The sequence below is a fragment of the Erwinia sp. genome (assembly GCF_031978025.1).
Taxonomy (GTDB): domain Bacteria; phylum Pseudomonadota; class Gammaproteobacteria; order Enterobacterales; family Enterobacteriaceae; genus Erwinia.
Map to the genome: position 1 here is coordinate 1 of NZ_DALZCD010000120.1, position 12,404 is coordinate 12,404.

General features: G+C 59.6%; 17 protein-coding genes and 2 pseudogenes. 3 read left to right on the forward strand and 16 right to left on the reverse strand.

Annotated features, from left to right (window positions below; all coding sequences use genetic code 11):
• The 5 genes from RTK32_RS11360 to RTK32_RS11380 all read right to left on the reverse strand — a co-directional run.
• Positions 1-980, reverse strand: a 980-nt coding sequence (locus RTK32_RS11360; RefSeq protein ID WP_312043994.1) for a phage tail protein, incomplete at its 3' end; no start/stop codon positions are given.
• Positions 977-1,585 (reverse strand): phage tail protein I, encoded by a 609-nt coding sequence (locus RTK32_RS11365; RefSeq protein WP_312043996.1) that lies wholly within the window; start codon positions 1,583-1,585, stop codon positions 977-979. The genes RTK32_RS11365 and RTK32_RS11360, both read right to left, overlap by 4 nt.
• Complete coding sequence (locus RTK32_RS11370; protein WP_312043998.1) at positions 1,578-2,483, reverse strand: baseplate assembly protein; 906 nt, start codon at positions 2,481-2,483, stop codon at positions 1,578-1,580. The genes RTK32_RS11365 and RTK32_RS11370 overlap by 8 nt, the downstream gene beginning before the upstream one ends.
• Before the next feature lies 1 nt (position 2,484).
• The gene (locus tag RTK32_RS11375; RefSeq protein ID WP_312044000.1) at positions 2,485-2,832 is read right to left on the reverse strand and encodes a GPW/gp25 family protein; all 348 of its coding nucleotides are present in this window, start codon (positions 2,830-2,832) and stop codon (positions 2,485-2,487) included.
• Positions 2,832-3,422 carry a phage baseplate assembly protein V gene (locus tag RTK32_RS11380; protein ID WP_312044002.1) on the reverse strand — a complete coding sequence of 197 codons (591 nt, stop codon included), beginning with the start codon at positions 3,420-3,422 and terminating at the stop codon, positions 2,832-2,834. Before RTK32_RS11380 ends, RTK32_RS11375 begins: the two co-directional genes overlap by 1 nt.
• 93 nt (positions 3,423-3,515) lie before the next feature.
• Between RTK32_RS11380 and RTK32_RS11385 the strand changes: the two genes are divergently transcribed.
• Entirely contained in the window at positions 3,516-4,583 is a 1,068-nt protein-coding gene (locus RTK32_RS11385) for a hypothetical protein (RefSeq protein WP_312044004.1), read from the forward strand.
• Here the strand turns inward: RTK32_RS11385 and RTK32_RS11390 are convergent.
• The 11 genes and pseudogenes from RTK32_RS11390 to RTK32_RS11440 form a co-directional block, all read right to left on the reverse strand.
• A complete protein-coding gene (locus RTK32_RS11390) occupies positions 4,576-5,031 on the reverse strand; it encodes a phage virion morphogenesis protein (RefSeq protein ID WP_312044006.1) in 456 nt (151 codons plus the stop codon). The two genes, RTK32_RS11385 and RTK32_RS11390, sit on opposite strands and share 8 nt — an antisense overlap.
• Positions 5,028-5,495 (reverse strand): phage tail protein, encoded by a 468-nt coding sequence (locus tag RTK32_RS11395; protein WP_312044008.1) that lies wholly within the window; start codon positions 5,493-5,495, stop codon positions 5,028-5,030. The genes RTK32_RS11390 and RTK32_RS11395 overlap by 4 nt, the downstream gene beginning before the upstream one ends.
• Entirely contained in the window at positions 5,428-5,748 is a 321-nt protein-coding gene (lysC, locus tag RTK32_RS11400) for an Rz1-like lysis system protein LysC (RefSeq protein WP_233598438.1), read from the reverse strand. Before lysC ends, RTK32_RS11395 begins: the two co-directional genes overlap by 68 nt.
• Positions 5,669-6,019 (reverse strand): annotated as a pseudogene (locus tag RTK32_RS11405) (LysB family phage lysis regulatory protein); the annotation flags it as partial. The pseudogene RTK32_RS11405 and the gene lysC, both read right to left, overlap by 80 nt.
• On the reverse strand, positions 6,016-6,522 hold the full coding sequence (locus tag RTK32_RS11410) for a lysozyme (RefSeq protein ID WP_312044010.1): 507 nt from the start codon (positions 6,520-6,522) through the stop codon (positions 6,016-6,018). The gene RTK32_RS11410 and the pseudogene RTK32_RS11405, both read right to left, overlap by 4 nt.
• On the reverse strand, positions 6,509-6,730 hold the full coding sequence (locus RTK32_RS11415; protein WP_301253110.1) for an HP1 family phage holin: 222 nt from the start codon (positions 6,728-6,730) through the stop codon (positions 6,509-6,511). The genes RTK32_RS11410 and RTK32_RS11415 overlap by 14 nt, the downstream gene beginning before the upstream one ends.
• A 5-nt stretch (positions 6,731-6,735) precedes the next feature.
• Positions 6,736-6,939 (reverse strand): tail protein X, encoded by a 204-nt coding sequence (locus tag RTK32_RS11420; RefSeq protein ID WP_312044014.1) that lies wholly within the window; start codon positions 6,937-6,939, stop codon positions 6,736-6,738.
• Positions 6,936-7,400, reverse strand: coding sequence for a head completion/stabilization protein (locus RTK32_RS11425; protein ID WP_312044016.1), 465 nt, complete (start codon positions 7,398-7,400; stop codon positions 6,936-6,938). The genes RTK32_RS11420 and RTK32_RS11425 overlap by 4 nt, the downstream gene beginning before the upstream one ends.
• 89 nt (positions 7,401-7,489) lie before the next feature.
• Complete coding sequence (locus tag RTK32_RS11430) at positions 7,490-8,158, reverse strand: terminase endonuclease subunit (RefSeq protein ID WP_312044018.1); 669 nt, start codon at positions 8,156-8,158, stop codon at positions 7,490-7,492.
• 3 nt (positions 8,159-8,161) lie between these two features.
• The gene (locus tag RTK32_RS11435; protein ID WP_312044020.1) at positions 8,162-9,256 is read right to left on the reverse strand and encodes a phage major capsid protein, P2 family; all 1,095 of its coding nucleotides are present in this window, start codon (positions 9,254-9,256) and stop codon (positions 8,162-8,164) included.
• A 57-nt stretch (positions 9,257-9,313) separates the two neighbouring features.
• On the reverse strand, positions 9,314-10,159 hold the full coding sequence (locus RTK32_RS11440; RefSeq protein ID WP_312044022.1) for a GPO family capsid scaffolding protein: 846 nt from the start codon (positions 10,157-10,159) through the stop codon (positions 9,314-9,316).
• 144 nt (positions 10,160-10,303) lie between these two features.
• Between RTK32_RS11440 and RTK32_RS11445 the strand changes: the two genes are divergently transcribed.
• A complete protein-coding gene (locus tag RTK32_RS11445) occupies positions 10,304-12,061 on the forward strand; it encodes a terminase ATPase subunit family protein (protein ID WP_312044024.1) in 1,758 nt (585 codons plus the stop codon).
• A pseudogene (locus tag RTK32_RS11450) lies at positions 12,061-12,404 on the forward strand (Presumed portal vertex protein); the annotation flags it as partial. The gene RTK32_RS11445 and the pseudogene RTK32_RS11450, both read left to right, overlap by 1 nt.

Below are 12,404 nucleotides of genomic sequence, written 5' to 3' on the forward strand. Positions count from 1 at the left end.
TTATTAGGCGCTTTCGCATCGCCCGGCTGTTTTCTGGAGACGGAATCTGCCTGGTTAAACGCGGTTCCGACGCCCGCCCCGTCGTAGGTTGAATCCACACCGGAATAATCCAGTGCCCCGGTACGCAGGCCGGTCGCGCCCTGCGCGGTGCCAATCCCGCGCCCGGCATCCACACCGCGCCCGTCGTCCCAGCCACGGATAAACTCGCTGCGCAGGTCAGGCAGCTTAAGCGACGGATAGACCTTCGCCAGCAGCGGATAGGCCGTGGCGCTGAACGATGCGCCGTTGCACTTCAGCCAGCCAGCCGGGGCCGTAGCTGCAGGATAAGGCAGCGGCACGCCGACCGGCACCGCCGAGCCGTCGCCCAGCCCCAGCGCGGCCAGCGCTTTCGCAACCAGCCCGGCGTCCTTAATTTCCGCCAGCGCGTTCGCGACCTGCAAGTACTGATTATGCGGATTGGCGGCGGCAACGTGTGCGGCCAGCGCCTTGTCGGCGTAGGCCTTCACCTCAATCACCGCGTTATCCACATACTGCCGCGTTGCCAGTACCACCGACGGGTCGATTTTCAGCGTGACCGCGCTTGTGCTGTTAACGATTAAAATCATGCGCACCGTCTGCGTGCGGCCGCTGCCCTCGGCGAGCTGAGGCTTGTAGGTTTCCGCGCAGTTGGCGACTGCAATCAGCACGCCGTCGACGTCAAAGAGGCCAATTTCACGTATCCAGAAACCGCCCTCGCTTTCGGGGATAATCTGCTCGGCAATAATCTGGCTGCTGTTGGCCGCGTCAACCGTCAGCGCGTTAAGCGAGGCCCGGCGCTTTTCGTTGATAAGCTTTGTCTGCGCCGCGTCCGGTGTGGGCAGTGTGCCGCCGCCGTCACCCACGGCCATTTCGGTAATCTGCAGCTTTGTACCAAGGGCGGCCGCGTTCGCCAGCTTTGCCGCACCCTGGCTGGTCAGCAGGGCAAAATATTTCATCGTCATGTGCTTACTTCCGTCAGGTCAATAAGATGCACCGCCGTGCCGGTATAGCCCGACCCGCCGACGCTGATAAGTTCAGGGATATAGGGGTAAACGGTCAGCTCGTCGCCGCTGTAGCAGGCGGCGGCCACCGGCAGCACGCCGCTGGCGTCGAGATTAATTGACAGCCCGACAAGGTGGCGGCTGCACGGCTTCGCGTCGGCAATCAGGCGCTCCAGCTCGTGATACATTTCCTCGGTAATGCCGGTATCCAGCACGCCGACGTCCAGACGAAACGTGCCCGGCTCGCCGCCGGTCTTCCACCATTCAACGATGCGGATCAGATAGCCGAGCGGCTCCACCACGCGCCGGATCGAGCCGAGCGTGCCCTTGTGCCTGTGCACGTACTGCGAGGCTTTCACCACGGCGCGCTTTGTGGACTCGCTCCAGCCGGTATCCCAGCGGTCAACCGACCACGCCCAGGCAAGGTAAGGCAGCAGCTCTACCGGGCAGGTTTGCGGGTTCCACAGCTGACGCAGCGGTGCCGGAATGGCTTCAATCGTGGCGCAGGCTTCGGCGGCGGCCACCTCCAGCGCCGACGAGCCGGACGGCAGCAGGCGATCACTCATCCGAACCCCCGACCGTAATCGACCAGCCGGTGCAGTACGCGGCCTGCGTTTTGTCCAGCACCACGTCGGCGGCGGGCTGCAAAAGCTCCACGCGCTGGACGCCTTCAACGTGCAGCGCGGCGTACAGGGCCGATTTACGGATATCCCGGCCGAGGCGGGCCTGCGCGCTGACAAAGGCGGCGAGCTTTGCCCCGGCGGCGGCCCGTATGGGTTCGGCTTCCGGCCCCGGATAGAGGTAAAGCACGGCTTCAACGGCGTAATCCGCGATAGCAGCCGACTGCACCGTGACCCGGTCGGCCACCGGGCGCACGTCCTCATCGTTCAGTGCCTTATCCACCACGGCCAGCAGGTCGGCCGCCGCCTCGCCGTTGCCCTCGCGCGACAGCACGGTGATGGTGACGCAGGCGGGCGACGGGCTTATCGCGGACGCATCCGCCACGCGGCCATCGGCGCTTCTGGCGTGGTACTCATACGCGCCCGACGGCCCGGCCACGCTCAGCCCCTCAAAGGCGGCGGCGATGCGCACGCGGTAATCGTCGTCGCTCTCCATCACGGCGGCGGTTGGCGGGGTGGTGTCGTCGGCGGCCGTCAGCGTCAGGCGGGTAACGCCGTTGTTTGCGCCGAGCTGGTCTAAATCATCCGCCAGGGCATACGCCACCATCACGGCTTTTGCCGCCTCGTTGACGCGCTGGCGCAGGATAACCTCGCGGTAGGCGTTTTCCTGCAGCAGCTTCACCACCGGTTCGGACTCCAGCGCCAGCGTGCGCGCGATAGCGTCCTGCCGCTCCGCCGGGTACAGCGATACCAGCGTGGCCTTGCGCTCGGCGAGTAACGTTTCATAGTCCAGCGCTTCCACCACGTCGGGCGCGGGTAGCTGGCTCAGGTCGATAGTTGCCATATCAGCTCACGGGAACGGTTAAGGAAAAATCCTGCGCGGTGTCGGTGCGGCTGCCGGTGATTTCAACCACCATGCCGCCGTCAAACGCGGATTCGTAAGAGATGCCGGTCAGCCTGACGCGGGGTTCCCATTGCAGGATCGCCATATAGCAGGCCGACATAATTTGCAGGCGCAGCGCCTCATTTTGCGGCTGGTCAATAAGCGCGGAAAGCAGCGAGCCGTAGCGGCGACGCATCACGCGGGAACCGACCGGCGTCAGCAGAATGTCGCGCACCGACTGCCGGATGTGGTCAAGGTCGGTCAGCGCCCCGCCGGTGTCGCGGCTCATGCCGGAATATCGCACGGTCATTACTGCGGCCCTCCCGACGCGTCGCCGCCGGACTTCACGCCGCCGTGCTTATGGGTATCGACCACCACGCCGTTAGAGCTGAAGCTGCCGCCGCTGTGCGTAACGTCGCCTTTCATCGTGCCGCCGCCGGTGACTTCCAGCGTGGCTGTTTTCAGCAGCGCCGAGCATTCCACCTCCGGCGAATCCAGCATGATTTTGACGGCAGCCTGAATGGTTGCGGTCTGGATGCCGGTTGCCTTCAGCGCGCCGCTGGCAGGCTCATACTCAATCACCGCGCCGTCGGGAAATGACCAGTGCAGCGCGTCAGCGGACGCCGACGGGGCGGGATACTCGTCAGAGAACACGCCCGGCAGCACAAAGCCGGTGTCCAGCTCGCCGCCCAGGCACAGGACAAGCACCTGTTCGCCGATCGACGGCGCATTCCATGAACGGGTGCGACCGGCACGGCCGGTCAGCCAGTGCAGCCAGCAGGTTGTGTTGTTGCCAGTATCCACGCGGCACAGCCCGTCGTCAGGGTTAACGGCGGACACGGTGCCGATGCGGAGCAGGTTGCGCAGCAGGCGCAGGATTTCTGGGATTTGTGAGTTCATAAATGCATAATGTAGTCCTAAGCAAGAGTCGACAATCCATTACTGTTTAGCTATTCATGAGCAAACACCCTACTAACTTAAACTGAGAGCGTTATGCAAAAATTTTTTGATACTGAAGATACTAAAAACGCTATTGCTTCCTATATTCGCTTGTTGGGCCAGTCTAGTGACTCAAATCAATTCACTTTAGAAAGAAACAAAATAATTTTATTTTTACTGCGGCACATGGTTACTAATGCACATGTATGGGATGAAAGAACTCAATTTAACATTAAGCATATTTCTCAAAATTTCCTCAATCGACTTACTGAAGCTGATATGAGTAGTGATGGTGTTGATTATGTTTTTGCAAACGTGTTTCGTTTTTATGTCGAGGAGTATCTTTCAGGCCCTGAAGACTTCTCTCCTGACTACCAAGAAATTAGGGATTTCGCTAGGGAAAATATAAAGTCATTTTCATCCAGGGCAGGAGGGCAAGTTGAATATGCTATGCAAGATATGACAACATCTATTTTTAAGCAGCTAATAAATAGCGATGAACTAATTACTTTTAAAGATTATGTTAATGCGAAAAGGGAAGCAGAAAAATTGAATGAAAGCTGGAGTAGTGACTTAGAAAAAAGACAGGCTGCTGTCGAAGCTCTACAAGAGACGCTTGAGCAACAAAAAAATGCATTCAATTTCGTAGGGCTATATAAAGGCTTTGAATCACTAGGAAACGCTAAAGAAATACAGCTATCATGGGCGAGAAAAGTTCTCATTGCCTTAGGCTTTATTTTACCAACAGTAATTTTAATGGAGTCCTTTTACTTTTTTCTTCCTGGGAGGAAAGTTGAAAACCCTTATGAGTTGGTAGGTTTTTTGCCTGCTATATCACTAACGCTAATCCTTATATATTACTTCCGTATCGCCTTGATAAATTACAACTCTATACGCTCTCAAATAATGCAAATTGAACTGCGAAAAAGCCTCTGTCAGTTCATACAGAGCTATGCAGACTACAGTGCCACTATTAAAGCCAAAGATAATGGTCTACTTAACAAATTTGAAGATGTCATTTTTTCCAATATCATGGCATCCGAAGATAAAGTGCCATCTACTTTCGATGGCGTTGAGCATTTAGCATCATTAATAACGTCACTTAAAGGAAAGTCTAAGTAGTATCGTCATTTAATTCCTTTATTATACATTTTTCTATCAGTATCCGAACTTTATGATTGATACCTAATAATGGCCTTGCTTCATACTGCACCTCTTTCCCTCCACGGGCTGGCTGGTCGCGCAGCCCGTAATGATGCACGCGGGCCATGCGCTGCACGTTGCCGGTAAACTCCACCACGGCGTCGTCGGCGGTGCCTTTCGCCTTCATGTATTTGGCCGTGCGCAACTTTGCGAACATTTCACGCTTTATCCGGCCTTTCTTTTTGCGCGCCGGTGCCTTGCGCGGCTTAAACGCCGTGCCGTCCGGTGCCTGCTGTCGCTTGATATTCTGCTGCTGCCCGGCGCGCAGGCGTTTTGCGATAGTGCGCGCCATCTCCTTCCGGGCGGCGGGCGACAGGTTGCCGATCAGCGCGTTTAGCCTGGCGTCGAACGCCTCCAGCCCGTTCATAACTGCAGCCCGCTGACCAGCTCGCCGCCCGCGTAAAGCTGCGTTGGCCGGGCCACGTTGTCCGGCAGCGAATTCTCGCCCGCGTGCGTGACGTGCAGCGCGCCGCCTTCCTGCCTCACGATCACGCGCTCGGTCAGCTGCAGGTCAATACTGATATCGCAGAGCGTGTCGCTCAGCACGTCCACCTTAAAGGTGAAGCCGGTGCGGCGCTTCTCTTCGGTCGCCATCATGTCCGGCTGGTTCTCGCGCAGCCACGTCAGCAGCGGCACCATAATCAGATCGATATCGTCGCCGTAATCCGTAATCACCAGATTAAGCTGATACTGGTATTCAAACGACAGCGAGCTGGCGAGCGTGGAGACGATGCGCCCGCCGTCGATAAACATATTCAGCCCGTCAGGGTTTCTTTGCAGCAGCGGCACGCTGTCGGTCAGCGCCCGGCGCAGCTGTGTCGGTTTCTCCATCGTGTTGCTCCTGGCATTCTTTGATGATTTCCACCTGCAGCCCGCACGACGCAAGCGCAGCCTCTAACTGGCGGTTATCCGCCGCTAAATCGCCCTGGGTCTGCAGGCTGTTGCCCGGCAGCGGGCAGCTTGTCACGCGCGGACAGCCAGTCCAGATAATCGCGGGCGTTGTTGAATGCGGGCCGCGACTGCAGCCGGATAACGTGAGCAGGCAAAGCAGCAGCAGACCAGCTGCGTAAGGTCGGATTCGCATCGGTTTCCCTCTGTATGGCCAGTTCACGGTTAAGGGCGGCGGCACCGGCGCGGCCCTGCAGCAGGCGCAGCGCGGCCTCGCGTTTCTGGGCCGCTTTTGCCTCGTGGTTCAGGCGGGTGATCGCCTTATCGCGGCTTTCAATTCCGGCGGACAGCGTGCCGATAATGCGCTGCGCGTCGGTGAGATCGTTAATTTTTACGTTCAGCCGCCAGCCGGTCAGGCCCAGGGCGACGAGCACCACGGCCAGCAGTGTCGCTAACAGGCGGATCATTGCGCCCACTTTAAGCACCAGGCCTTTTCCCGCTGGCGGCGGTTTTTCAGCCCGGCATTTCGCACGCCGTTCACGTACACCCAGCGGCCAAGCTGGTCGCACGCCTGCCACCACTGATGGCGCTTAAGATAACCGACCAGCGTTGACCGGCAAGCCGCGCCGGTGCCGACGTTAAACGAAAAGCTCACCAGCGCATCGTAAACAGGTTGCGGCATCTCAACCGGTACGCACACGGCAAGCTGGCGCTCCACGCGCATCACGTCGTACACCAGATTTACCGCCGCCTGCCGCTCGCTGACCTGGCTTTGCGGCGTGACGCCTGCGGTGTGGCCAATGCCGTTTGTCCAGACTCCGGCACTGCACTGATAAGGCGAGGTGCGGCAGCCCTCCGCATTGGCAATCAGCCGTAATCCGCCGTCGGATATCTTCAGGGCTTTGTACTGCGGCAACAGCGTTGCAATTGCCAGCACGGCGATCACGGCGCAGTGTTTAGCGGCTTTCATTACCTTTCCCCTTAGCCAGCGCCTGTTGCAGCTCCCAGGTCTTGCGGCGGTAGTGCCAGTTGATAAAAAACGTGGCGACGTTAATCACCAGCGTCACCACGGCCACACCGGAACCGACCATAAAGGCGATATCCTGCGGGGTGTGGCGGCCGAACCACATCAGCACCAGGCCGATCAGGTAGTTAACCAGCGAATTGATTTTCTCCATCTTTTTCAGTCCCACAGGTTGACGGTTTCATCCGCAGCGGCGTCGGGCAGATCGGGCAGCGTCACCTCGCAGCCGTGCATCAGTACCGGCCCGCTTTCGGCCAGCCCCGGATTGGCGGCATAGACCCGTTCGACGGCCTGCGCCGTGCGCCCGTAGTACCGCCAGCAAATCTGGTCTACGGTGTCGCCCTGCTGCGCGTAAATAATCACAGCAGGCTCACGATGCAGCCGGAACGCCCGGCGATGCGGCTGATACTGAAGCGCGCGTCGCGCCAGTACTCGTCGGCGCTTGCCTCCACCTCTGCGCCTTTTTTACCGCTGGCGTCATAGCCGCGATAGCGCTCAACAATCGCGGCACCGGTCAGGGCGCTGACGGCGGCAAAGTAGTGCGTGGCCTTCTCGCTTTCGCCGTCGAACGTTTCCGCCGGAACGTCGGCCAGGGTGGTAAAGCCCGCCGCCATCTGTTTGGCGCGCCAGTCGTACAGCTCGGCGTTCACTTCAGAAATCGCCGTTTTTACCGCAAGGCGCAGGCGCTGCGCGGTCACGGTGCCCTCATAGCGCAGCGCGTTGCGCAGCTGCTGCAGGTTCACGTCAGGCCAGAAAAAGGTGTTCTTTACCGGCGGCTCGGCATCGTCTGCCGGTCGCGGGGCGGGTATCACAATCGTGTTCATAGTCGGCCTTATAACAGGTGGGCGGTGGAGAGCCGCGCAGACATTAAAAATGCGTTGCGACTCTGCCGCCCGGCGCGGGGCGCGTTCGGTCAGCGGCGGGCAAGGGCCTGCTTTTTCAGGTCAGTAGCCAGCCGCTCAATGTCTTTTTTGACGCCGCAGCCGTCGTGCAGCTGCAGCGCCCGTGTCAGGTGTTCCATCGCATCCAAAGCCCTGCCCGCATCGCGCAGCACGTACCCGGTGATTTTGTGCAGCTTGGCGCGCACCTGATCGGGCATGTCTGCGGATTTCGTCAGCTCAAGCGTTGCCAGCAGCGGGTCGATATCGACCGCCTGCTGCAGCGTCCGGGCGCGGGTCGCCGCGTCGGCCACCTCTTCGGCCAGCAGGTAGGCGGTGGCGTCGCGCTTGAAGCCCGACGGCGGCACTAACCCGTACTGAAGCGCATACCGGGCTATCTCCAGCGCGCCCGGCACGTCGCCCGCATCCAGCCGCCAGATCATGACGGTCATCAGCACGGCGTCCTGCGCGCCGGTGCCTTTCGCCAGCACGCCCGCCACCCAGGGCAGATACTCAGGCAGCATCTGCCGCTTGAGTTCGGCCTTGCGCTCCTGCGAGCGCACTTTCTTCAGGCGGCGCTTGTCGTCGTTGAGCTTTAGCAGCATCAGCTCGTAGCCGTTGGCGTGGCGCAGCGGGTTGCTGGCCTGCTGCGAGGCCGCTTCCGCTTCCATTCGCATAAGGTGACGTCGGGCAGGGCTTAACATGCGTTATTCCTTCGGTGTATCTGCTGCGGGTACGGTCGTGGTGGCGTCCGCTTTCTTCTCATCCGGCAAATCAGACAGCACGATCCCCTCAATCAGGCAGCCCGCCGCGTAATCCTCCACCACGTAGTCCTCGTTAATAGACTCGTAGTTTTCGATGCGGTCGCGCCGCGCCACTTCATCGATCATGCGGCGGTGCGTGCCTTCCTGAAAATAAATCGACAGGTTGTCCAGGCGGGTGATCAGCATCGCGTCCGCCGGGAAGTACGGCACGCGCACGGCGGGCAGGTTGCCTATACGCTTCTGGCTCACAATCAGATCGCCCGCGAGCGCCTCGGTGTTGGCCTGCGCCTGGTTAACCAGCGGGAAATACTTGTCGGCCAGCAGCTGACGACCGCAGACAACGACCAGCTCCGGGTCTTCCTGATACCACGGCTCGATCAGGGTGTTGGTTGCATCCATCACCACGGCGTCAAGGTTGGCGTAGGTACGGCCCTTACCAATCAGCACGCCGTCGGTCACGGTGCCGTCTTCCGCCGTGGTTTTGTTCATCACGCGCTCCGGCGCGTCGTTGCGGTACTTCTGCAGCCAGCCCACGGCCACGTCCTGCAGCATCGGATTTTTGGCGCGGCTGGAGGTTTTGGCACGCGATACGCCGTTAAAGCCGATCATGATGCGGTCCAGGCTCTGGCGTTTGATAATGGCGTCGCGCAGGCGGGCCTGAAAGTCTTCATAGCGCGCCCACAGGTCGAGCGTGTTGTAGCGGATATGAAAGTCGTAGTTCACCTGTGCGCACTCATAGCCTTCACTGTCCAGCGCGGCAAAGTCGGCGGTTTCGCGCTCGTCGCCGCCCGCCGTGTCGGTGGTGCTGGCAATCGAACCGGACACGCCGATCCCGATTTTCTCGCCCTTCATTTCGGACACCGGCACGATGTTAATGCGTGTTAAAAAGTCCGACGACTCCTGCACGCGGTTCATCAGCGTCTGCGTCACCGCAGGCTCAACGGTGAATTTCTTGTTCATGTCGCCGGTTTCGACGCCGTTCAGCTCGGCCAGGCGGGACATAAAGGCGTTAAATTTAAAGCGGGTGTTCTGGCGCATTTGCGCTCCTGTATTCAGTTAAATGTTTTAATCAGCGGCCTGTCTGCACGCCGGTAATCAGCAGTCGGTCTGCACGCTGGCGGTGCTATTGCCGCCGGTCGAGGCCGGGCGACGGGAAAAGCCGCCGTCTGTTTTACTCAGCTGTGCCTGCAGCGTGGCAAAGGCGGTGCGGTCTTCCCCGGCCTGCAGCTCCAGTGCGTCGAGCCGTTCGGTTAAAGCCGTTTCCAGCGCCGACAGGTTTTGCGCCTGCGCCTCGCCGTTCTGCTGCACCTGCTCGGCGACCGCAGTTACCGCCGCGCTGACGTCGGCAAACTGCCAATCGGCACCTTTTTTCTTCGCGGAGAACATCGCGGTAATGCGTTCCATCAGTGACGGCGACGGGTCGCACTCTTCGGTGAATTCGATCAGTGTTTCCTCGGCGGCGGTAAACAGGTTGTCCTTGTGCTGCTTGCGGGACGCCAGCGGGTTCGCTGCGGCGCTGGCGCTGAAGCTCAGGATTTCGGTGCCGAGGCTCGCCGGGTCGTCGGTCACGGCCAGGCCAATCAGGTACGCCTCGCCGGTGTCGGCAAACTTCGGGTTAACCTCAATGGAGGTGTAGATTTTCTGGCGGGCTTTGGTCAGCTCAACCAGCTCCGGCGTCGGGTTAATTTCGCCGTACAGCGCCAGCTTGCCCTTAAGCGGGCCTTCGGTGATTTCTTCCGCGCTCAGGGCGGTGACGTCGCCATAGCGTCGGAAAGGGCTGTCGGGGGTATAGCCCTTGATGTGCTCCATGTTGATGCGGGCACCGTACATCGCCGGGTCATAGTTCGCCGCCATCTGCGAAATCCAGTCGCGGGAAATCTCGCGGCCGTCGGTGGTTGCGCCTTCCACTGCGATACGAAAACGCTTTGCTTTAGTTGCCATTAATCAGGCTCCGGTTGTGGGTTCGTTCGGGTCGGGGCCAGTTTCACCGCCACGGGCCATCCGCTCAACGAAAGCCAGCCCGCTCAGCCATCAGCAAGCAGGGACAGCGGGCGCGCCTTTTTACGCCCCGGTAGCCTTGTCGGCATGAACATACAAACCACCATCAGCGATCCGCGCCGTCAGGCCGCACTGCTTTACTGGCAGGGATATTCCGTGCGCCAGATTGCAGAGACGCTCGACCAGAAAACACCGACCGTGCAGAGCTGGAAGCTGCGCGACGCGTGGGAGGACATTGCGCCCATCAGTCGCGTTGAGGCCAGCATGGAGGCGCGGTTGATTCAGCTCATTATGAAAGAGGTCAAAGGCAACGGAGACTACAAGGAGATAGACGCGCTGGGCCGCCAGATAGAACGCCTGGCCCGCGTCGAGCGCTACCGCAGTTCGGGCAACGAGGCGGATTTAAATCCTAACGTGCGCAACCGCAACAAAGGTGAGCGCCAGCCGGTAATTAAAAACGTCTTCAGCGACGAGCAGACCGACAAACTGACCGGCCTGTTTATGGATAACTGCTTTGAATACCAGCTCAACTGGCACAAAGCGGGGCTGGAGAACCGCATCCGCAATATTCTCAAATCCCGCCAGATTGGCGCGACGTTTTACTTTGCACGCGAGGCGCTGATCGATGCGCTGACCACCGGTCGCAACCAGATTTTCCTGTCGGCCAGCAAAGCCCAGGCGCACGTCTTTAAAAACTACATCATCGACTTTGCCCGGCAGGTTGACGTTGACCTGAAGGGCGATCCGATTGTGCTGCCGAACGGCGCGCGCCTGATTTTCCTGGGGACGAACGTGCGCACCGCGCAGAGCTACACCGGCAACCTCTATCTGGATGAATATTTCTGGATCCCGAAATTCCAGGAGCTGCGCAAGGTCGCCAGCGGCATGTCGCTGCACAAAAAATGGCGCACCACGTATTTTTCCACGCCGTCGAGCCTGTCGCACAGCGCGTACCCGTTCTGGTCAGGCGAACTGTTTAACAAGGGACGCCGCAGCAAAGACGACCGCATCGAGCTGGACTTGTCGCATTCGCATCTGGCTAAGGGTGCGCTGTGCGGCGACGGCCAGTGGCGGCAGATTGTCACCGTTGAGGACGCGCTGACCGGCGGCTGTAACCTGTTTGACCTGGACCAGCTGTCGCTTGAATACAGCCCGTCGGAATATCAGAACCTGCTGATGTGTGAGTTTGTCGACGATGAGGCCAGCGTGTTCCCGTTCGCCGAGCTGCAGACCTGCATGATCGACAGCCTGGAAGAATGGACGGACTTTAACCCCTATGCGCTGCGCCCGTTCGATTTCCGCCCGGTGTGGATTGGCTATGACCCGTCACACACCGGCGACAGCGCGGGCTGCGCCGTGATTGCGCCGCCGCTGGTTGCGGGCGGCAAGTTCCGCGTGCTGGAGCATCATCAGTGGCGCGGCATGGACTTTGCCGCGCAGGCGAAATCCATTGAGGACTTAACCAAAAAATACACCGTGGAATATATCGGCGTTGACGCCACCGGCATCGGCCAGGGCGTTTTTCAGCTGGTACGCCAGTTCTACCCGGCGGCCCGCGAGATCCGTTACTCGCCGGAGGTTAAAACCGGCATGGTGCTGAAGGCCAAAGACACCATCGGCAGCGGCCGTCTCGAGTACGACGCCGGAAGCACGGATATCACACAGTCCTTTATGGCGATCCGCAAAACCATGACCGCCAGCGGCAACCGCTCAACCTACGAGGCGAGCCGCAGCGAGGACGCCAGCCACGCCGACGTCGCCTGGGCAATCATGCACGCGCTGTTAAACGAACCGCTGACCGCTGCCAGCGGCGGCGCTAACCCTTCTTTTGTGGAATTTTACTGATGAAAAAACGCAGCCGTAAGGCATTTAAGGCAGCACCAGCGGCGCAGGCCGCTCCGCAGCAGGTCGAGGCGTTTACCTTCGGCGAACCAACGCCGGTGATGGATAAGCGGGACATTCTGGATTATGCCGAGTGTATAGGAAACGGGCGCTGGTACGAGCCACCGGTCAGCTTTCACGGGCTGGCAAAAAGCCTGCGCTCGGCGGTGCATCACAGCTCGCCGATTTACGTTAAACGCAACATTCTGGCCTCAACCTTTATCCCGCATCCGATGTTGAGCCAGCAGGAGCTCAGCAAGTTTGCGCCGGATTATCTGGTGTTCGGGAATGCGTTTGCCGAGCTGCG